The organism is Pseudothauera nasutitermitis, from assembly GCF_004801295.1.
Classification (GTDB): domain Bacteria; phylum Pseudomonadota; class Gammaproteobacteria; order Burkholderiales; family Rhodocyclaceae; genus Pseudothauera; species Pseudothauera nasutitermitis.
Genome location: NZ_SSOC01000007.1, coordinates 1 through 17,848, shown reverse-complemented (window position 1 = coordinate 17,848; position 17,848 = coordinate 1). Strand labels below are relative to the sequence as shown.

The following is a 17,848-nucleotide window of genomic DNA, read 5'->3' as shown; positions in this document are numbered from 1 at the left end:
CAAGGAAACCTCCCCGCCGATGACCTCACCGATTTCCGCCCCGGTGCGCATTGCCGCCGTGCAGACCGTCTCCGGCCCGGACGTGGCGGAAAACCTGCGCATCGCCGGCGAACTGATCGCCGAGGCCGCCACCCAGGGCGCGCGCCTGGTCGCGCTGCCCGAATACTTTCCGCTGATCTCTCCCGACGAAACCGCCAAGGTGCGCATCCGCGAGCGCGATGGCGAAGGGCCGCTGCAGGACTTCCTGCGCGCGTGCGCGCGGCGCCACGGCATCTGCCTGGTGGGCGGCACCATTCCGCTGGTGGCGGACGACGACGGTAAGGTGCGCAATGCCACGCTGGTGTATGACGAGCGCGGCGAGCGCATCGCGCGCTACGACAAGATCCACCTGTTCGGCTTCCGCAAGGGCGAGGAGCGCTACGACGAAGCCGCCACCATCGAGCGCGGCGGCGACGTGGTGGTGTTCGACTCGCCCGCCGGGCGCACTGGCCTGTCGGTGTGCTACGACCTGCGCTTCCCCGAGCTTTTCCGCGCCATGGGCGAGGTGGATCTGATCGTCCTGCCCGCCGCGTTCACCCACACCACCGGCCGCGCGCACTGGGAAGTGCTGCTGTGTGCGCGCGCCATCGAAAACCAGTGCTACGTGCTGGCCCCCGCGCAGGGCGGCCGCCACCCCGGCGGCCGGGTGACCTGGGGGCACAGTCTGATCGCCGACCCCTGGGGCGAGGTGCTGGCCTGCCGCGCAGAGGGCCCCGGCGTGGTGGTGGCCGAACTCGATCCCGAACGCATCGCCGCGGTGCGCGAAAGCCTGCCCGCGCTGCGCCACCGCCGCCTGTGAGGCGCCGTCTCGATTGACCCTTTCCGCCCGCGCGGGGTCCAACCCGCCGGACACCCGACAGGATTTTTCATGAGCAAGACCCAGAATGCGCTGAAAGTCGCCGACCGTTATCTGCTGAAGCCCTATGAGCTGGATTCCGCCAGTCTGGAGAAGGTCTTCCGCAAGCTGATGCGCCACGACATCGACCATGCCGACCTGTACTTCCAGTACCACCGCGGCGAGGCCTGGAGCCTGGAAGAGGGCATCGTCAAGTCCGGCAGCTTCGACATCGAGCAGGGCGTGGGCGTGCGCGCGGTGAGCGGCGAAAAGACCGCCTTCGCCTACTCCGACGACATCTCGCTGAACGCGCTGCTCGACGCCGCCACCGCCACCCGCGCGATCGCCGCGGCCGGCGCGCGCCGCAAGGTGGCCGTGGCCGCCGCGCGCTCCCCGCGCCGCCTGTACCGCGACGACGATCCGCTCGATTCGCTGGAAGACACCGCCAAGGTCAAGCTGCTCGAACGCCTGGAGGGCCTGGCGCGCGCCGAGGACCCGCGCGTCGCGCAGGTCATGGCGCACCTGGCCGGCTCCTGGGAAGTGGTGCTGGTGGCGCGCAGCGACGGCCATCTGGCCGCCGACGTGCGCCCGCTGGTGCGTGTGTCGATCACCGTGATCCTGGAAGACGGCGGCCGCCGCGAGCAGGGCAGCGCCGGCGGCGGCGGGCGCTTCGACTACGGCCATTTTTCCGATGAACTGCTGCGCGACTACGCGCGCGCCGCCGTGCATCAGGCGCGCACCAACCTCGACGCCGCGCCCGCGCCGGCCGGCACCATGAGCGTGGTGCTCGGCCCCGGCTGGCCCGGCATCCTGCTGCACGAGGCCATCGGCCACGGGCTGGAAGGCGATTTCAACCGCAAGGGCAGTTCGGCGTTTTCCGGGCGCATCGGCCAGCAGGTCGCCGCCAAGGGCGTCACCGTGGTGGATGACGGCACGCTGCCGGACCGGCGCGGCTCGCTGACCATCGACGACGAAGGCCATCCCACCCAGCGCACCGTGCTGATCGAGGACGGCATCCTCACCGGCTACATGCAGGACCAGATCAACGCCCGCCTGATGGGCATGGCGCCCACCGGCAACGGCCGGCGCGAATCCTACGCCCACCTGCCGATGCCACGCATGACCAACACCTACATGCTCAACGGCGAGCGTGATCCGGCGGAAATCATCAAATCGGTGAAGAAGGGGCTGTACGCGGCGAACTTCGGCGGCGGGCAGGTGGACATCACCTCCGGCAAGTTCGTGTTCTCCACCGCCGAGGCCTATCTGATCGAAAACGGCAAGGTCACCCGCCCGGTCAAGGGCGCCACACTGATCGGCAACGGTCCGGACGCGCTGACCCGCGTGTCGATGATCGGCAACGACATGGCGCTCGACCCCGGCGTGGGTACCTGCGGCAAGGACGGCCAGAGCGTGCCGGTGGGCGTGGGCCAGCCCACCCTGCGCATCGACGGCCTGACGGTGGGCGGCACGGCCTGAGAGCGGAGAGGGGCTCTGTTCGGCGCCGCCCGCCCGGGCGCCCACGGCGGCGCGAGGGAGGGAAGAATGAAGGCAATCCGCATCGGCCTGCTGGCCGTGCTCGTCGTGGTGTTGCTGGTGGGCGGCGTGGCCGCCTATCTGCTCGCCACCTTCGATGCCAACCGGCACAAGGACGAACTGGTGCGCATGGTGCGCGAGCAGTCCGGCCGCGAACTGCGTATCGAAGGCGATCTGGGCCTCGCCCTGTTCCCGCGCCTGGCGCTGACCGCCGGCGGCCTGCATCTGAGCGACCCGGATGGCCGCACGCCGTTCGCCGCCATTGAGGAAGTGGAACTGGCCGTGCGCGTGCTGCCGCTGCTGCGCGGCGCGGTGGAGGTCGAGCGCGCGCGCCTGATTCAGCCTGTGCTGCATTACCGCCGCACGGCCGACGGGCGTAGCAATTTCGACGATCTGTTGGGCGCTGCGGCGGGCGCAGGTTCCTCGCAGGAGCCCGCGGACAAGCCCGCCGGCGAACGGGCTGGAAACCAGGGGGGCGGGCGGGAACCGGTCTTCGACATCCAGGGCATCGAACTCAGCGGCGCGCGCATTCTCGCGGATGATGCGCAGGCAGGCTTACAGGGCGAGATCGGCGCGCTGGACCTGAAACTCGGCCGTCTGGCCCCCGGCGTGGCCGCGCCGCTGACCCTGGATAGCGCCTTCGCCCTCACGCGCCCCGCACTGCGTGGCACCCTGGCGCTGCGCGGCGATCTGGGGGTGCAGGGCGGCCGGATTGCGCTGGACGGTCTGGCGGTCGACCTGAACCTACAGCCGGCGGGCGCCGCGCCCGTCGTGCTCGCACTACGAGGGGAATTGGCCCACGACAGCGCCGCCAGCGCCACGCGCGGCGCATTCAACGGCACGCTGGACGGCAGCCGCCTGGAAGGCGGCTTCCAGGCGGCCGGCGGCCAGCCCTTGCGTTTCGAACTGAAACTCGATCGTCTGGATGTGGACCGCTACGCCGCCGGCACGCAGGTTTCCGCGGCCGCCCGTCCGGCAAGTGAAAACGCGAGCGGCGAAGGCGCCCCGGGTGCTCCGCAAGGCCGCGATGCCGCCGATCCGCCGGTCGATCTGTCCTTCGCCGCCGGCCAGCCGCTGGCAGGGCGCCTCGAAGTAGGCGAACTGCAGGCCGCCGGCCTGCGCCTGAGCATGCTCAGCGCCGCCATCCAGGGCGACGGGCGCACGCTCACACTCGCACCGTTCTCGGCGAACGGCTATGGCGGCCGGGTGGAAGGCGAACTGCGCATCGATGGCGAGGCCAGCCGCGTACGTACCCGGCAGACCTATACCGACATCCAGATCGGCCCGCTGCTGCGCGATCTGGCCGACCAGGACGTGCTCGAAGGGCGCGGCCGCCTGCAGCTGGAACTGGACACCCGCGGCCGCAGCGTCGGCGAGCTGAAGCGTGCCCTGGCCGGAAATGCCGCGCTCGCCCTGCGCGATGGCGCGGTGAAGGGCGTCAACATCGGCCAGATCCTGCGCGACGGCCAGGCCCTGCTGAGCGCGCGGCGCGACCAGTCTCACCAGTTCCGCAGCGTCGAACAGACCGATTTCAGCGCGCTCGACGCCAGTTTCCGCATCGCCGGCGGGGTGGCACGCAACGACGACCTGGCGCTGCTGAGCCCGTTGCTGCGCGTGGGGGGCGCGGGGGCCATCGACATCGGCCAGGAACGCATCGATTACACCCTGCGCGCCAGCGTGGTGGCCAGTGCCGAGGGGCAGGGCGGCGCGGGGCTGGACCAGCTGCGCGGACTGACCGTGCCGGTGCGCATCAGCGGCCCGCTGGCCTCGCCGGCCACGCAGGTGCTGTGGTCGGAGGTGGCCGGCGAGGCCGCGCGGCGCGCCCTGAGTGAACGCCTCAACGAGCGCCTGGGCGGCGGTGAATCCGGCGCCGATGCGCGTCCCGAAGACGCTCTGAAGGAAGAACTCAACCGCCGCCTGCGCGGCCTGCTGCGCTGAACATCTCAGTGCCACGCCAGCCCGCTGCCTTCGCCGGCCTGGGCGGGGCGGAACAGCTCCGCGCTCAGCGCGTTGCGCTGCATCAGACGGTAGAACTCGGTGCGGTTGCGCCCGGCCAGACGTGCCGCGTCGGAGACGTTGCCGGCGGTGAGCTTGAGCAGGCCGACCAGATAGTCGCGCTCGAACTGCTGCTTGGCCTCCGCGTAGTTCAGCGAGACCGCGCCGCTGCGCTGCAGCGCGCGCTCCACCAGGGCGCGCGGAATCAGCGCTGAGGTGCTGAGCGCGCAGGCCTGTTCCACGACGTTCTGCAACTGGCGCAGATTGCCCGGCCATGCGGCGGTGGCCAGCAGTTCCAGCGCATCGGTGGCGAACGCGCGGCACGGACGGCCGTAGCGTTGCGCCACCTGGGCGAGGAAATGCGCGGCGAGCAGCGGGATGTCCTCGCGGCGTTCGTCGAGGGACGGCAGATGCAGGCCGACCACGTTGAGGCGGTAGTACAGATCCTCGCGGAAGCGCCCCTCGGCCAGCGCGCGTTCCAGATCGCGGTGGGTGGCGGAGAGGATGCGCACGTCGACCGCCTCGGCGCTGCCGGCGCCCACCGGGCGCACCGCGCGCTCCTGCAGGACGCGCAGCAGCTTGACCTGCAGGGGCAGCGGCATGTCGCCGATTTCATCGAGGAACAGCGTGCCGCCGTGTGCCTGGCGGAACAGCCCGCGCTGGTCGCTGACCGCGCCGGTGAACGCGCCGCGCCGGTGGCCGAACAGTTCGGATTCCAGCAACTGCTCCGGAATCGCCGCGCAATTCACCGCGATGAAGGGGCCGTTTGCCCGTGCGCTGGCGCGGTGGATGGCGCGCGCGAGGAGTTCCTTGCCGGTGCCGCTGTCGCCATGGATCAGCACACTGGCCTCGGTGGCAGCCACCAGGCGGGCTTCTTCCAGCAAACGGGCCATGTGCGTGCTGCGGCTGACGATGTCCGTGCGCCAGGCGTCCCGCTGCGTGCCGCCGTCGCCGCGCCAGCGCAGGGCCTGGGCAAGCTGTGCGAGCAGTGCGGCCGGTTCGAAGGGGGCGGGCAGATAGCCGGAGACCCCGCGCGATACCGCATCCACCGCTTCGGCGATGCTGCCCGGCTGGGCCAGCAGGATGGTCGGCAGGGCCGGATGGCGGGCGCGCGCCGTTTCGAACAGCGCCAGCCCGCTGTGCCCGGCGGGCAGGCGGGTGGCACTGAGCAGCAGGTCGTAGTGGCGGGCCGCCAAGTGCGTGTGCGCGGTGCCGGCGTCGGTGACGCGATCGACCCGGTATGCGTGCGCGACGAGCGTGGCGGCGAGTGCCGCGACCGGTTCGTGGCCGCCGTCCACCAGCAGAAGGTGCGCGGGAGACGGGCGGACGGACGAATCGATCATGGGAATAGGGGCGATGGGCGTGCTGCGGGTGGGGGAAGGGTGCGGAGCAGTGTAGGTGGAGCACCTACGCGACTGGGTAAGCAAGTGCAAGGCAATGTTTCCCTGAAACGACTTGTCGCTGTTTGGAGACATTCAAAAAATCGTTTATTTTCATTGCTTTGAAGATTTTATTTGAAGTGCTTTGTCGCGACTGGGCGACGGTTTCAGCATCCGGGGCCGTCTGTTGGCTTCGATGTGTTTGGGCAAAACCATGAATGCAAAGGAAATTTCCTGGGTGGCATGGCCCTTGCCATGGGAAAGCGGTTCGCGGCGCGCGCTCCGGGCGCCGGACACACCTTCAGGAGAGATCATGTTCAACAAGCCCGCTCTGTTCCCCAAGACCCCGGAACCCCAGACCGCGCGCGGCGTGCGTACCGTGTCCACGCCTTCGGGCGGTACGCCGGCGCATCTGGCGGGGGCTTCCTCGACCACGGTGGCGCGCGATCCCGTACCGGCGCCCGAACCGGCGGAGGCGCCGAAGAGCAGTGAGGCGGCCGTGCAGACCGGCGGCAATCGTCTGATCGTCGGCCCCGAGGTCAAGCTCAAGGGCGCCGAGATTCTCGATTGCGACACCCTGGTGGTGGAAGGCCGGGTGGAGGCGACGATGGACAGCCGGGTGATCCGTATCGCCGAGAACGGCGCGTTCGCCGGCACGGTGGGCATCGATGTGGCGGAAATCCACGGACGTTTCGACGGCGAGCTGACCGCCCGCCAGCAGCTCATCGTGCATGCCACCGGACGGGTCAGCGGCAAGATCCGCTACGGCAAGATCTTCATCGAGGAAGGTGGAGAGATCTCCGGCGACGTGCAGTCCCTGTCCGCCGCGCAGCAGACCGGGCGTACGCCGGAGCGCGAGGCTGCCGCGCCGCCGCGCGTGGTGGCCGCCGCCGGTTGAAGCGGGGCGCCGGCCGGGGTGTCCCTGGTCGGCGCTTTCCGGATCAGGACGTGCTCACACCGGCCGCGGATAGCGGCGGCATGCCCTAATCCTCTTCGTGTTCCTCGCCCACGGTGAAGCGGTGCAGCAGTTCATGCAGGGCTGCGCGGGTGGTGGGGGAGTCGAGGTCGTAGAAGCGGAAGCCGGTGATCAGCAGATCCGGATTCAGGTCGACGCCGGACCACACGGCCTTGGCGGAAAAGTGCGCGCTGCGCGGCTTGCCGGCTTCGTCGGGGTAATCCACGCGCAGGTCGTACAGCTTGTCGAGTGGAATCCGCTCTGTGCCGTACAGCATGAAGCCACCCGGGCTGAGGTCGCCGAGACGGCCGAGGAAGCGGTCGTCCGCCTGGTCGAAGGTGCGGAAGTTGATGGAGATGGAGCGGCGGCGGAATAGGCGGTTGTCCATGGACGGCAGGCTCCCTGGCGCGATCATTGGGTCGGGGGTGAGGTGATGTTGGCGACCAGCTGCGGGTTCGTCCAAGACCAGTCGCGCTCCCAGGCGGTGCGCACCAGGTTGGGGTAGTGCGCCTTGCCCAGGCTGCCGTTGTAGCGGCCCAGGGCGCGGAACAGATCGCCTTTCTCGATATCCAGGTAGTGGCGCAGGATGGTGCAGCCGTAACGCAGGTTGGTGCGCAGGTGGAAGAGGTTGTCGGCGGAGGTGCCGATGACCTCCGTCCAGAACGGCATGACCTGCATGTAGCCGCGTGCGCCGGCGGTGGATACGGCGTATTTGCGGAAGTTGCTTTCCACCTGGATCAGCCCGAGCACCAGCTGTGGATCGAGGCCGGCGCGGGTGGCCTCGTAATGCACCGTGGTGAGCAGTTCGCGGCGGTAGTTGGCGTCGGGGATGCGGCGCTCCAGCCGGCGCGACATGTCGGCCAGCCAGCGTTCGGCTTCCGCCGTGTCAGCGATCATCAGGCGCGGCGCGCCGGCGTCGGAAACCGCCGCGTGCAGCGCGGCACGCACGCTGGCGGCCATGGGCTCGTACATCTGGTTGCCCGCCCAGCCGGCTGCGCTGCCGAGCAGGGCGGCGGTTGCGGCCAGGATGCGGAGCGTGCGGGCGGTGGGGCTCATGACGGAGTTATAAACCCCGGCGCGCGCCAAGTCTAGCCAGAACGGCATCGGCCAGGCCGTCGATGGCGATCCTGGCGGCTTCCGCGTCGCGCCGGCCCTGGTATTCGGCCTGGCCCTCCTTCAGCCCACGATCGCCGATGGTCACGCGGTGCGGCACGCCGATCAGTTCCCAGTCTGCGAACATCACGCCCGGGCGTTCGTCGCGGTCGTCCAGGATGGCATCCACGCCGGCGGCGCGCAGCGTCTCGTAGAGGGCGGTGGCGGTGTCGCGCACGGCTTCGGAACGGCTCCAGCCCACCGGGCAGATCACCACCTGGAAGGGGGCGATGGCGTCCGGCCAGATGATGCCGCGCTCGTCGTGGTTCTGCTCGATGGCCGCACCCGGGATGCGGGTGATGCCGATGCCGTAGCAGCCCATTTCGAAGGGCTTGGGGCGGCCGTCCTCGTCGAGGAAGGTGGCGTTCATTGCCTTCGAATACTTGGTACCCAGGTAGAACACGTGGCCCACCTCGATGCCGCGCTGGATGGCCAGGGTGCCCTTGCCGTCCGGGCTGGGGTCGCCTTCGACCACGTTGCGGAGGTCGGCGATCAGATCGGGCTCGGGCAGGTCGCGGCCCCAGTTCGCCCCGGTGAAGTGGAAATCGGCCTCGTTGGCCCCGCAGATGAAGTCCGCCATGTCGGCGACCGTGCGGTCGGCGATGACCTTCACCGGCTTTTTCAGGCCGATGGGGCCCAGGTAGCCCGGCTTGCAGCCGAAGTGTTCGACGATCTCCGCCTCGGTGGCGAAGCGGAAGCCGTTCTTCAGGCCTTCCAGCTTGCCGGCCTTGACCTCGTTGAGATCGTGGTCGCCGCGCACCAGCAGCAACCACACGGTGACGCCGGCGGGCTGGCCCTTTTCATCGACGTCGTCGGTGGCCAGCACCAGCGACTTCACGGTGGTTTCCAGCGGCACGCCGAGCAGGGCAGCGACGTCGGCGCAGGTCGCCTTGCCCGGCGTGGGCGTCCTGGTCAGCGCGGCGGCGGGCGCGACGCGGCCGGCAAGCAGGGAGACGGCCTCGGCCAGTTCGATGTTGGCAGCGTAGTCCGACTGCGGGCAGTACACGATGGCATCCTCGCCGGTGTCGGCGATGACTTGGAATTCATGCGAACGGTCGCCGCCGATGGCGCCGGTATCCGCGGCCACCGCGCGGTAGGCCAGCCCCAGGCGGTCGAAGATGCGCGAGTAGGCGGCGTACATGATGTCGTAGCTCCTGCCGGCGCCTTCCACGTCGCGGTCGAAGGAGTAGGCGTCCTTCATGGTGAATTCGCGGCCGCGCATCACGCCGAAACGCGGCCGGCGCTCGTCGCGGAACTTGGTCTGGATCTGGTAGAAGTTCTTCGGCAACTGCCGGTAGCTCTTCAGCTCCTGGCGGGCGATGTCGGTGACCACCTCCTCGGAGGTCGGCTGCAGGGCGAAGTCGCGTGCGTGGCGGTCCTTGAAGCGCAGCAGTTCCTCGCCCATCTTGTCCCAGCGTCCGGTTTCCTGCCACAGCTCGGCGGGCTGCACCATGGGCATGGCGAGCTCCATGGCGCCGGCGCGGTCCATCTCTTCGCGCACGATGTTCTCCACCTTGCGGATCACCCGCAGGCCCATCGGCATGTAGGTGTAGATGCCCGCCGCGACCTTGCGGATCAGCCCGGCGCGCAGCATCAGCTTGTGGCTGGCGATCTCCGCGTCGGACGGAGCTTCCTTGAGGGTGGAGACGAAGTACTGGGAGGCACGCATGCTGGAATCCACGAACGGACGATGACGGAGCCGGCGATTCTAGCGCAAGGGGCAGGACGCATGGCCGCCCGCTGGCGGAACGTTCCCGGCGGGCTCGCTTTCCAAGCTTGGGCAAGTGTGGAAAAATCTGCCACAGTCCATGAAAAATTGAAGGTTCACCATGCTCGACCGTGAAGGCTACCGCCCGAACGTCGGCATCATTCTGGTCAATGCACGCAACGAGGTCTTCTGGGGCAAGCGCATCCGAGAACACTCCTGGCAGTTTCCGCAAGGTGGCATCAAGCACGGTGAAACACCCGAGCAGGCCATGTATCGCGAACTGTTCGAGGAAGTCGGACTGCGTCCCGAGCACGTGAAGATTCTCGGCCGCACGCGAGGCTGGTTGCGCTACGACGTTCCCAAGCACTGGATCAAACGGGAGTGGCGCAACACCTACCGCGGGCAGAAGCAGATCTGGTTCCTGCTGCGCCTGGTGGGGCGCGACAGCGACGTCAGCCTGCGCGCGAGCAGCCATCCGGAATTCGATGCCTGGCGCTGGAGCGAATACTGGGTACCACTCGATGCGGTGATCGAGTTCAAGCGTGGCGTCTATCAGCAGGCGCTCACCGAACTGTCCCGTCTGCTGTTCCGTAGTCGCCCCCGCGAACTGCCGCGCGAATACCTGACCTCGGTGGGGCCTTCCTGAGCCGGGGCGTCAGCGGTCCGGCCGCCTGTGTGGAGATCTGCGTTGAATATCCTGTCCATCACATTGCGCGGGGGCCTGCTGGCTCTCGCTTGCCTGTCCGCGCCCTCGTCCGCCCAACTGCTCAGCGATCCCAACGAGAACTGGAAGGAAGAGGAGTACACCCTGCCCGCGGCGCCCAGGGAGGCCGCGCTGCGGGAGTTCTCGGTATCCGCCACCACGCCGCACCGCTTCTATGTGGACGAGGACAGCCTGAGCGTGGGCGAGGATGGGGTGGTGCGTTTCGTGCTGGTCGTGCGCAGCGCGGGCGGGGCCACCAACGTCACCTTCGAAGGCATCCGCTGCGTCACCGGTGAGCGCCGCCTCTATGCTTCGGGGCGTGCGAACGGCGAATGGTCGCCGGCGCGCAACAGCGCGTGGGAGCCGATCGTCGACAACTCCTATGACCGCCCGCGTGCCGCGCTGGCCTATGATTATCTGTGTGACGGCCCCGCGCCGCCGCGCAATCGCGCCGCGGCGCTGAAGCTGCTGAAGACCAGTCAGCCGGGGTTCCGCCATCTCCATGAGGGGATCGTGCGATGATCGACCAGTTCATCCTCCAGTTCGACCGCGCCCTGCGCACGGTCTTCGCGCCTGCCCACAGCGTGCGCCCGGTACCCGGCGGCGAGTTGCCCGATACGGCGCTGGCCGACGAGGAGAAGCAGCACGCCGCCGCGCTGATGCGCATCAACCATTGCGGCGAGATCTGCGCGCAGGCGCTTTACCAGGGGCAGGCGATGATGTCCCGCGATCCCGCGATCCGCGATGCGCTGCGTCAGGCCTCCGACGAGGAGACCGAGCATCTGGCGTGGACAGAGCAGCGCATCGCCGAACTGGGGGGCCGCAAGAGCCTGCTCAACCCGTTGTGGTACGGCGGCGCGCTGGCCATCGGCCTGCTGGCCGGCCGTTTCGGCGACCGTTGGAATCTGGGCTTCCTGGCGGAAACCGAGCGGCAGGTCGAGGCGCACCTGAAAGGGCACCTGGACACCTTGCCGGAAACCGATCAGAAATCGCGCGCCATCGTTGCGCAGATGAAGATTGACGAGGCCGAGCACGCCGATACCGCCGTGGCGCTGGGCGCCCACGAGTTGCCGGCGCCGGTGAAGGGGGCGATGAAGCTCGCCTCGCGGGTGATGACCCGGACGGCCTACTGGGTGTGACGGCAGGAACGCGGACGCCGGTCAGCGTCCGCATCGGCCATCAGGCTTCGACGATGGTCCATTCATGGCGGATTTCCGCCGTCTTGCCGAGCATGATGGATGCCGAGCAGTACTTCTCGGCGGACAGATGGATGGCCCGCTCGACCGCTTCGGGCTTCAGGCCGCGACCGCTCACGGTGTAGTGGAATACGATGCGGGTGAACACCTTTGGGTCGGTGTCCGCGCGTTCGGCGTTCAGTCTTACCTCGCAGCCGCGTATGTCGTGGCGTCCGCGCTTGAGGATGAGCACCACGTCGTAGGCCGTGCAGCCCCCGGCGCCGGCCAGCATCAACTCCATCGGGCGGGGAGCCAGATCGCGGCCGCCACCTTCCGGCGCGCCGTCCATGGTCACCAGGTGACCGCTGCCGGTTTCCGCCAGAAAGCTCATGCCGTCGGTACCCACCCATTTCACGCTGCATTCCATCAGATTGGTCTCCTTGTTGCGGTGCGGCAGACCGGTGTGCGTCCGCCGTCCGTCGGGGCATTCTACCGGAGTCGCCAGGGGGCCGCGGTTTGACGAAAGGCTAGGTTCCGGCGCATCGAAAACGGTGCTTTTCGGCGCCTCGCCAGAGGGTTTGGAGAGCGGGTTTTCGTGCTTGGGAAAGGCCGTCTGCATCGGCTAATCTTATATAAAACATAAATTTGCAAACACATAAAATTTGCTGATATACCAATCAAAACTTTTATAGTGCAATGCACAAAAAGTGCTTGCATGGGGTTTTCCGGTTTGGTGTAATCCATCTCAGTCGGATCGCGAATGTTCGGCGGTCCAAACGGTGTCTCCTCCACCCTCCTCCTTTGGTGTGGATTTAACGCAGTCCCAAGCGGACTGCGTTTTTTTTGCTTGCATCCGCCCGCGGGCGCGATTGACATGGCACCCTTCTTCGCATTAAGCTTATGAGCTTTCCGTTTGGTGGCCGGTTTTCGCCAGGCCTGACAAAGATCGAGGATTCGAATGAAAACGTTTTCTGCCAAGCCGCACGAGGTACAGCGCGACTGGTTCGTTGTCGACGGCACGGACAAGGTGCTTGGCCGGCTCGCCGCCGAAGTGGCCCGTCGCCTGCGCGGCAAGCACAAACCCATCTACACGCCGCACGTCGATACCGGTGACTACATCGTCGTGGTCAACGTCGACAAGCTGCGTGTGACCGGCAACAAGGCGCTGGACAAGAAGTACTACCGCCACACCGGTTATCCGGGCGGGATCTATGAGACCAACTTCACCAAGCTGCAACAGCGTTTCCCGGCCCGCGTGCTGGAAAAGGCCGTGAAGGGCATGCTGCCGAAGGGTCCGCTGGGTTACGCCATGCTCAAGAAGCTGAAGTGCTACGCCGGTGCCGAGCACCCGCATACCGCTCAGCAGCCCAAAGTTCTCGAGATCTGACAGGAGGCCGATCCATGGCTGTGACCTACAACTACGGCACCGGCCGCCGCAAGACCGCTGTGGCGCGTGTGTTCATCAAGCCGGGTTCCGGCAACATCGTCGTCAACGGCAAGCCGCTCGACGAGTTCTTCTCCCGTGAAACCGGCCGCATGATCGTGCGTCAGCCGCTGGTGCTCACCGGCAACGAATCCCGCTTCGACATCCTGGTGAACGTGGATGGCGGCGGTGAGTCCGGCCAAGCCGGTGCCGTGCGCCACGGCATCACCCGTGCGCTGATCGACTACGATGCCGAGCTGAAGGCCGAACTGCGCAAGGCCGGTTTCGTGACCCGCGACGCCCGCGAAGTGGAACGCAAGAAGGTCGGCTTCCACAAGGCCCGTCGCCGCAAGCAATTCTCCAAGCGTTGATCCGTTTCACGATCCGCTTGTACAAGGCCGCCCGCGAGGCGGCTTTGTGTTTTCTGGCAGCAAAGCGTCCGTCCGTGGTGCGATAATCGTCCCGGTGGCTGGTTTTCCGGCAAGGAGTCGAGATGATCAAGGTTGGTGTCGTTGGGGGTACGGGGTATACCGGCGTCGAGTTGCTGCGCCTGCTGGCGCTGCATCCGCAAGTGAGCCTGACGGCGATCACCTCGCGTGGCGAGGCGGGCCTGCCGGTGGCCGACATGTTCCCCAGTCTGCGCAAGCGGGTGGATCTGCGCTTCGTCGCCCCACAGGATGCTGCGCTGACCGAATGCGACGTGGTGTTCTTCGCCACGCCGAACGGCATCGCCATGAAGCAGGCGGCGGAACTGGTGGCTGCTGGCGTGCGGGTGATCGATCTGGCAGCCGATTTCCGCATCCGCGACGTCGCCGAATGGCAGAAGTGGTACGGCATGGAGCATGCCGCGCCGGAGCTGGTCGCCGAGGCAGTGTATGGCTTGCCTGAAGTGAATCGGGAGCAGATCCGCAAGGCGCGTGTGCTGGCCAATCCGGGCTGTTATCCCACCGCGGTGCAATTGGGCTTCCTGCCTCTGGTCGAGGCCGGCCTGGTGGATACCGCAAGCCTGATCGCGGACGCCAAGTCGGGCGTGTCCGGTGCCGGGCGCAAGGCGGAGGTGCATGCGCTGTTCTCCGAAGCTGCGGACAGCTTCAAGGCCTATGGCGTGCCGGGCCATCGCCATCTGCCGGAAATCCGCCAGGGGCTGGCGCGTGCCGCCGGTGCGCCGGTGGGGCTGACCTTCGTGCCGCACCTGACGCCGATGATCCGTGGCATTCATGCCACGCTGTACGCACAATTGAAGACGGAGGTCGATCTGCAGGCGCTCTTCGAGCAGCGTTATGCCAGCGAGCCTTTCGTCGATGTGCTGCCCGCCGGCGCCCATCCGGAGACCCGCTCGGTGCGCGCCTCCAACCTGTGCCGCATCGCGGTGCATCGCCCGCAGGGCGGCAACGTCGTGGTGGTCCTGTCGGTCATCGACAATCTGGTCAAGGGTGCGGCCGGGCAGGCCGTGCAGAACATGAACATCATGTTCGGTCTTGAGGAAAGTCTGGGTCTGGACCTCGTGCCGGTCAGTCCCTGACGGGAACCTTCGCAGGCTGTTACGATCCATTTTCACCCGTGCGGGCCAAATGTCGCATCATTGGCCCGTCCCGCAGAGAGGAGAGAACAATGAACGCAGTGGTTGAAACCCCGGAAGTGCTGGTCTTTACCGACAGTGCGGCCAACAAGGTGAAGGAACTGATCGACGAGGAAGGCAATCCGGCGCTCAAGCTGCGTGTCTTCGTGACCGGCGGCGGCTGCTCCGGCTTTCAGTACGGCTTCACCTTCGATGAAGAGATCAACGAGGACGACACTTCGTTCGAGAAGAACGGCGTGATGCTGCTGATCGACTCGATGAGCTACCAGTACCTGCTGGGTGCCGAGATCGATTACACCGAAGGGCTGGAAGGCTCGCAGTTCGTCATTCGCAATCCCAACGCCACAAGTACCTGCGGCTGCGGTTCGTCGTTCTCGGCCTGACGGAAATCCGGCGCCGCGATGCGGCGCTGTCGGTGGAATGAAAACGGGGCGCCGAGGCGCCCCGTTTGTTCGTTCAGCTCTCTGGGGCTGGATGCGCCTCAGCGCAGCGCGGCCACCGTGGTGCGGTTGAGCAGTGCGATGCGCTCCAGCAGGGGGGTGGTTTGCGCATTGAAGCGCGCCAGCTCTCCCTTGCCCAGCGGCTGTGCGGTCGGCAGAGCGATACGCATCGGGTCGTGTGCGACGTTGTTGATGCGAATCTCGTAGTGCAGGTGTGGGCCAGTGGCCCAGCCGGTCATGCCCACATAGCCGATCACGTCGCCCTGGGACACGCGGTCCCCTTTGCGCAGACCGCGGGCGAAGCCGTTCATGTGCGCGTAGGCGGTCGAATAGCGGTCGCGATGCTGCAGGATGACGATGTTGCCGTAGCCGCGCTGAGTGCCCACGAAGGAGACCGTGCCGTCCGAGGTGGCCTTGATCGGCGTGCCCGTCGGCGCGGCGAAGTCGACGCCGGCGTGCGTGCGCCAGTTGCGGTGGATCGGATGCAGCCGGCGGCCGAATCCGGAGGTCACCCGTGAAAATTCCAGCGGAGAGCGCAGGAAGGCCTGCCGGAGGCTGCGCCCGTCGGCGGTGTAGTACTGCTCGCGGCCATCCTCGCCACGGAACAGCACCACCACGTGGCGCTTGCCCTGGTTCACGAATTCGGCCGCGAGCACCTTGCCGGCGCGTACCGGGGAGCCTTCGTCGTACAGCGTTTCATACACCACACTGAAGGAATCGCCGCGGCGCAGATCGGTGTGGAAGTTGATCTCGGTGCCGAAGATCTCCGCCATCTTGGTGGCCACGCTGTCCGGCAGTCCGACCGCATCGGTGGCGCCGAACAGCGAGTGCTGGATCACGCCGCTGCGCATCTCGACCACGGTGGACAGGGCTGCGGCGCTGCTTTCGCGCGCGCGGATACCGTTCTCGTCGCGCTCGATGGTGAACCGTCCGCCGCCCTGGGCCACCGGCAGGCTCAGTGTCAGCAACTGTCCGTCAGGGCGGACCAGCGCGGTGACCGAGCGGCCGGAGCGCAGTTGGCGCAGCACGGTCTTGCCCTGGGCATCGTTGAGCAGGAAGGAAAGGGCTTCCTGGTCGGCGATGTTGAGGCGCCGGAAGATCGACTGGATAGTGTCCCCGGGCTGCACGCGCTCATCGTAAACAAATGGCAGTCCGTCGGCCGCGCTGGTCTGCTGCGCGGCGACATCGAGTCGTTCGACGACGGTTTCGAGCGGGAAGGGGGGCGGCGCATCCGGCGAGGTCGCCGTGGCGGCCATGACGCCAAAAAGCGAAACACCGAACAGCGAGGCAAGGATCCAGGTGCGCCGAGCGGACGGAAGATGAGCCGGTAGATCGGCTAGAATCTTGTTTCTTCGGGCCTGCATGGGACTCATTCGGGGGCAAAAAAACTCCCGCGAGTCTATCAAAAACTGTGGCATTCCCGTGAAATGCGCAGGGAGATTTTTTGTAAATGAGCGAAGTTGTCTCCGCGCTGGCGCTGATCAAGCGCGGCGCAGATGAAATCCTGATCGAAGCCGAGCTTGCCGAGAAGCTGAAAAGCGGCCGCCCGCTGCGGATCAAGGCCGGTTTCGACCCCACCGCGCCGGACCTGCATCTCGGCCATACGGTGCTGATCAACAAGATGCGCCATTTCCAGGAACTGGGGCACCAGGTGCTGTTCCTGATCGGTGACTTCACCGGAATGATCGGCGACCCTTCCGGCAAGAACAGCACACGTCCTCCGCTGTCCCGCGAGCAGATTCTGGAAAATGCCCGGACCTATCAGGAGCAGGTGTTCAAGATCCTCGACCCCGAGCGTACCGAAATCTGCTTCAACTCGACGTGGATGAACGATCTCGGTGCTGCCGGCATGATCCGCCTGGCTGCACGCAGCACGGTTGCACGCATGCTCGAACGCGATGATTTTGCCAAGCGCTATGCCAACGAACAGCCCATCGCGGTCCATGAGTTCCTCTATCCGCTTTGCCAAGGCTACGACTCGGTCGCCATGCGTGCAGACGTCGAACTGGGCGGTACGGACCAGAAGTTCAATCTGCTGATGGGGCGTGAACTCCAGAAGCATGAAGGGCAGTCGCCGCAATGCGTGGTGATGATGCCACTGCTCGAAGGGCTCGATGGCGTCAACAAGATGTCCAAGTCGCTCGGCAACTACATCGGCATCGCCGAACCTGCGCGCGAAATCTTCGGCAAGGTCATGTCGGTCTCCGACGTGCTGATGTGGCGCTACTACGATCTGCTGTCCTTCCGCTCCCAGGCTGAGATCGCCCGGCTGCGCACCGAGATCGAGGACGGCCGCAATCCGCGCGACGCCAAGGTCCAGCTCGCCCAGGAACTCGTGGGGCGCTTTCATGGCGCCGCCGCCGCGGAAGATGCGCTGCGTGACTTCGAGGCCCGCTTCCAGCGCGGCGCCATTCCTGACGATCTGCCCGAGGTCGTCGTGTCGGTCGGCGCAGAGGGCATGCCGGTGTTCCAGGTACTCAAGCAGGCAGGCCTGACCGGAAGCACCTCCGAGGCGATCCGCATGATCGATCAGGGCGGGGTTCGCCTCAACGGCGAACGCGTGGAGGACAAAGGCTTGTTGCTCAAGTCGGGCGGAACGGTCGTGCTGCAAGTCGGCAAGCGCAAGTTCGCCTCGGTTGTGCTGGGCTGAACGTGCGCTGCGCGGATTTCCGCATGGCGCGCGCGGCGAGTTGACAGTTTTTTTTCTGTGCCTATAATTCGCGGCTCTTTGCTGCAGGGCGGTGTGTTTTCCGGCCCTCTGATCGAGCGCAGAAGCGGCTTTCGGGCGATTTGTTGGTTTGAGTTGTCCGGGGTTGGTTGGTTTGAGGGGGTTGACGAGTTTTCTGGATTGCCCCACAATCTCGCTTCTTCGCTGCTGGTGCAGCAGTTCTTTAAAAAGTTGAACAACCGATAAGTGTGGGTGCTTGGT

19 protein-coding genes are annotated in these 17,848 nt (G+C 66.6%); 12 read left to right on the top strand and 7 right to left on the bottom strand.

All coding sequences use genetic code 11. The features are described 5' to 3' along the window. Nucleotides 1-19 precede the first annotated feature (19 nt). The 3 genes from E6C76_RS18310 (at nucleotide 20) to E6C76_RS18300 (ending at nucleotide 4,348) form a co-directional block, all read left to right on the top strand. Nucleotides 20-838, top strand: a complete 819-nt coding sequence (locus tag E6C76_RS18310) for a carbon-nitrogen hydrolase family protein (RefSeq protein ID WP_136349704.1) — start codon at nucleotides 20-22, stop codon at nucleotides 836-838. 69 nt (nucleotides 839-907) lie between these two features. Further along, entirely contained in the window at nucleotides 908-2,353 is a 1,446-nt protein-coding gene (gene tldD, locus E6C76_RS18305; protein ID WP_136349703.1) for a metalloprotease TldD, read from the top strand. 66 nt (nucleotides 2,354-2,419) lie between these two features. Continuing rightward, nucleotides 2,420-4,348: an AsmA family protein gene (locus E6C76_RS18300; protein WP_136349702.1), complete on the top strand. Its 1,929-nt coding sequence runs from the start codon at nucleotides 2,420-2,422 to the stop codon at nucleotides 4,346-4,348. Nucleotides 4,349-4,353: 5 nt separating this feature from the next. Here the strand turns inward: E6C76_RS18300 and E6C76_RS18295 are convergent, their stop codons facing one another. Then, nucleotides 4,354-5,748 carry a sigma 54-interacting transcriptional regulator gene (locus E6C76_RS18295; protein ID WP_136349701.1) on the bottom strand — a complete coding sequence of 465 codons (1,395 nt, stop codon included), beginning with the start codon at nucleotides 5,746-5,748 and terminating at the stop codon, nucleotides 4,354-4,356. Between the two features lie 150 nt (nucleotides 5,749-5,898). Beyond that, entirely contained in the window at nucleotides 5,899-6,099 is a 201-nt protein-coding gene (locus tag E6C76_RS18290; protein WP_136349700.1) for a hypothetical protein, read from the bottom strand. Between E6C76_RS18290 and E6C76_RS18285 the strand changes: the two genes are divergently transcribed. Then, entirely contained in the window at nucleotides 6,098-6,682 is a 585-nt protein-coding gene (locus E6C76_RS18285; protein WP_136349699.1) for a bactofilin family protein, read from the top strand. The two genes, E6C76_RS18290 and E6C76_RS18285, sit on opposite strands and share 2 nt — an antisense overlap. Before the next feature lie 85 nt (nucleotides 6,683-6,767). Here the strand turns inward: E6C76_RS18285 and E6C76_RS18280 are convergent, their stop codons facing one another. The 3 genes from E6C76_RS18280 to E6C76_RS18270 are packed head-to-tail and all read right to left on the bottom strand — an operon-like array spanning nucleotide 6,768 to nucleotide 9,560. Beyond that, nucleotides 6,768-7,127, bottom strand: a complete 360-nt coding sequence (locus tag E6C76_RS18280; protein WP_136349698.1) for a PilZ domain-containing protein — start codon at nucleotides 7,125-7,127, stop codon at nucleotides 6,768-6,770. Nucleotides 7,128-7,150: 23 nt separating this feature from the next. After that, nucleotides 7,151-7,795, bottom strand: coding sequence for a lytic transglycosylase domain-containing protein (locus E6C76_RS18275; protein WP_136349697.1), 645 nt, complete (start codon nucleotides 7,793-7,795; stop codon nucleotides 7,151-7,153). 7 nt (nucleotides 7,796-7,802) lie between these two features. Further along, nucleotides 7,803-9,560 (bottom strand): proline--tRNA ligase, encoded by a 1,758-nt coding sequence (locus tag E6C76_RS18270; protein WP_136349696.1) that lies wholly within the window; start codon nucleotides 9,558-9,560, stop codon nucleotides 7,803-7,805. Nucleotides 9,561-9,720: 160 nt separating this feature from the next. Here E6C76_RS18270 and E6C76_RS18265 point away from each other — a divergent pair, with 160 nt between their 5' ends. Genes E6C76_RS18265 through coq7 form a run of 3 tightly spaced genes read left to right on the top strand, consistent with a single transcriptional unit; the run spans nucleotide 9,721 to nucleotide 11,441 of the window. Continuing rightward, nucleotides 9,721-10,245 (top strand): RNA pyrophosphohydrolase, encoded by a 525-nt coding sequence (locus tag E6C76_RS18265; RefSeq protein WP_136349695.1) that lies wholly within the window; start codon nucleotides 9,721-9,723, stop codon nucleotides 10,243-10,245. 42 nt (nucleotides 10,246-10,287) lie between these two features. Beyond that, nucleotides 10,288-10,824 (top strand): CNP1-like family protein, encoded by a 537-nt coding sequence (locus E6C76_RS18260; RefSeq protein ID WP_230976320.1) that lies wholly within the window; start codon nucleotides 10,288-10,290, stop codon nucleotides 10,822-10,824. Continuing rightward, a complete protein-coding gene (gene coq7, locus E6C76_RS18255; protein ID WP_136349694.1) occupies nucleotides 10,821-11,441 on the top strand; it encodes a 2-polyprenyl-3-methyl-6-methoxy-1,4-benzoquinone monooxygenase in 621 nt (206 codons plus the stop codon). The genes E6C76_RS18260 and coq7 overlap by 4 nt, the downstream gene beginning before the upstream one ends. A 40-nt stretch (nucleotides 11,442-11,481) precedes the next feature. On the opposite strand, the gene E6C76_RS18250 is transcribed toward coq7, so the two are convergent. After that, entirely contained in the window at nucleotides 11,482-11,904 is a 423-nt protein-coding gene (locus E6C76_RS18250) for an OsmC family protein (protein ID WP_136349693.1), read from the bottom strand. A gap of 531 nt (nucleotides 11,905-12,435) precedes the next feature. On the opposite strand from E6C76_RS18250, the gene rplM reads away from it, so the two are divergent. The 4 genes from rplM to erpA all read left to right on the top strand — a co-directional run bounded on the left by rplM (nucleotide 12,436) and on the right by erpA (nucleotide 14,862). Beyond that, on the top strand, nucleotides 12,436-12,864 hold the full coding sequence (gene rplM / locus E6C76_RS18245; RefSeq protein WP_136349692.1) for a 50S ribosomal protein L13: 429 nt from the start codon (nucleotides 12,436-12,438) through the stop codon (nucleotides 12,862-12,864). Nucleotides 12,865-12,878: 14 nt separating this feature from the next. Continuing rightward, nucleotides 12,879-13,271, top strand: coding sequence for a 30S ribosomal protein S9 (gene rpsI / locus E6C76_RS18240; RefSeq protein ID WP_136349691.1), 393 nt, complete (start codon nucleotides 12,879-12,881; stop codon nucleotides 13,269-13,271). Nucleotides 13,272-13,393: 122 nt separating this feature from the next. Further along, complete coding sequence (gene argC, locus E6C76_RS18235; RefSeq protein WP_136349690.1) at nucleotides 13,394-14,422, top strand: N-acetyl-gamma-glutamyl-phosphate reductase; 1,029 nt, start codon at nucleotides 13,394-13,396, stop codon at nucleotides 14,420-14,422. Nucleotides 14,423-14,511: 89 nt separating this feature from the next. Beyond that, nucleotides 14,512-14,862 carry an iron-sulfur cluster insertion protein ErpA gene (gene erpA / locus E6C76_RS18230; protein WP_136349689.1) on the top strand — a complete coding sequence of 117 codons (351 nt, stop codon included), beginning with the start codon at nucleotides 14,512-14,514 and terminating at the stop codon, nucleotides 14,860-14,862. Nucleotides 14,863-14,960: 98 nt separating this feature from the next. Here erpA and E6C76_RS18225 read toward each other — a convergent pair whose 3' ends face one another. Next, nucleotides 14,961-16,175: a M23 family metallopeptidase gene (locus E6C76_RS18225; protein WP_408003496.1), complete on the bottom strand. Its 1,215-nt coding sequence runs from the start codon at nucleotides 16,173-16,175 to the stop codon at nucleotides 14,961-14,963. 194 nt (nucleotides 16,176-16,369) lie between these two features. Here E6C76_RS18225 and tyrS point away from each other — a divergent pair, with 194 nt between their 5' ends. After that, complete coding sequence (gene tyrS / locus E6C76_RS18220; RefSeq protein ID WP_136349687.1) at nucleotides 16,370-17,569, top strand: tyrosine--tRNA ligase; 1,200 nt, start codon at nucleotides 16,370-16,372, stop codon at nucleotides 17,567-17,569. Nucleotides 17,570-17,848: the final 279 nt, after the last annotated feature.

Excerpts from the sequence above, each read along its gene's own strand:
- E6C76_RS18285 (WP_136349699.1), top strand. The coding sequence starts at position 6,098 with ATGTTCAACAAGCCCGCTCTGTTCCCCAAGACCCCGGAACCCCAGACC.
- E6C76_RS18225 (WP_408003496.1), bottom strand. The coding sequence starts at position 16,175 with ATGGCCGCCACGGCGACCTCGCCGGATGCGCCGCCCCCCTTCCCGCTC.
- E6C76_RS18250 (WP_136349693.1), bottom strand. The coding sequence starts at position 11,904 with ATGGAATGCAGCGTGAAATGGGTGGGTACCGACGGCATGAGCTTTCTG.
- erpA (WP_136349689.1), top strand. The coding sequence starts at position 14,512 with ATGAACGCAGTGGTTGAAACCCCGGAAGTGCTGGTCTTTACCGACAGT.
- coq7 (WP_136349694.1), top strand. The coding sequence starts at position 10,821 with ATGATCGACCAGTTCATCCTCCAGTTCGACCGCGCCCTGCGCACGGTC.
- E6C76_RS18300 (WP_136349702.1), top strand. The coding sequence starts at position 2,420 with ATGAAGGCAATCCGCATCGGCCTGCTGGCCGTGCTCGTCGTGGTGTTG.
- E6C76_RS18280 (WP_136349698.1), bottom strand. The coding sequence starts at position 7,127 with ATGGACAACCGCCTATTCCGCCGCCGCTCCATCTCCATCAACTTCCGC.
- argC (WP_136349690.1), top strand. The coding sequence starts at position 13,394 with ATGATCAAGGTTGGTGTCGTTGGGGGTACGGGGTATACCGGCGTCGAG.
- rplM (WP_136349692.1), top strand. The coding sequence starts at position 12,436 with ATGAAAACGTTTTCTGCCAAGCCGCACGAGGTACAGCGCGACTGGTTC.
- E6C76_RS18295 (WP_136349701.1), bottom strand. The coding sequence starts at position 5,748 with ATGATCGATTCGTCCGTCCGCCCGTCTCCCGCGCACCTTCTGCTGGTG.
- E6C76_RS18290 (WP_136349700.1), bottom strand. The coding sequence starts at position 6,099 with ATGATCTCTCCTGAAGGTGTGTCCGGCGCCCGGAGCGCGCGCCGCGAA.
- E6C76_RS18265 (WP_136349695.1), top strand. The coding sequence starts at position 9,721 with ATGCTCGACCGTGAAGGCTACCGCCCGAACGTCGGCATCATTCTGGTC.
- rpsI (WP_136349691.1), top strand. The coding sequence starts at position 12,879 with ATGGCTGTGACCTACAACTACGGCACCGGCCGCCGCAAGACCGCTGTG.
- tyrS (WP_136349687.1), top strand. The coding sequence starts at position 16,370 with ATGAGCGAAGTTGTCTCCGCGCTGGCGCTGATCAAGCGCGGCGCAGAT.
- E6C76_RS18275 (WP_136349697.1), bottom strand. The coding sequence starts at position 7,795 with ATGAGCCCCACCGCCCGCACGCTCCGCATCCTGGCCGCAACCGCCGCC.
- tldD (WP_136349703.1), top strand. The coding sequence starts at position 908 with ATGAGCAAGACCCAGAATGCGCTGAAAGTCGCCGACCGTTATCTGCTG.
- E6C76_RS18270 (WP_136349696.1), bottom strand. The coding sequence starts at position 9,560 with ATGCGTGCCTCCCAGTACTTCGTCTCCACCCTCAAGGAAGCTCCGTCC.
- E6C76_RS18310 (WP_136349704.1), top strand. The coding sequence starts at position 20 with ATGACCTCACCGATTTCCGCCCCGGTGCGCATTGCCGCCGTGCAGACC.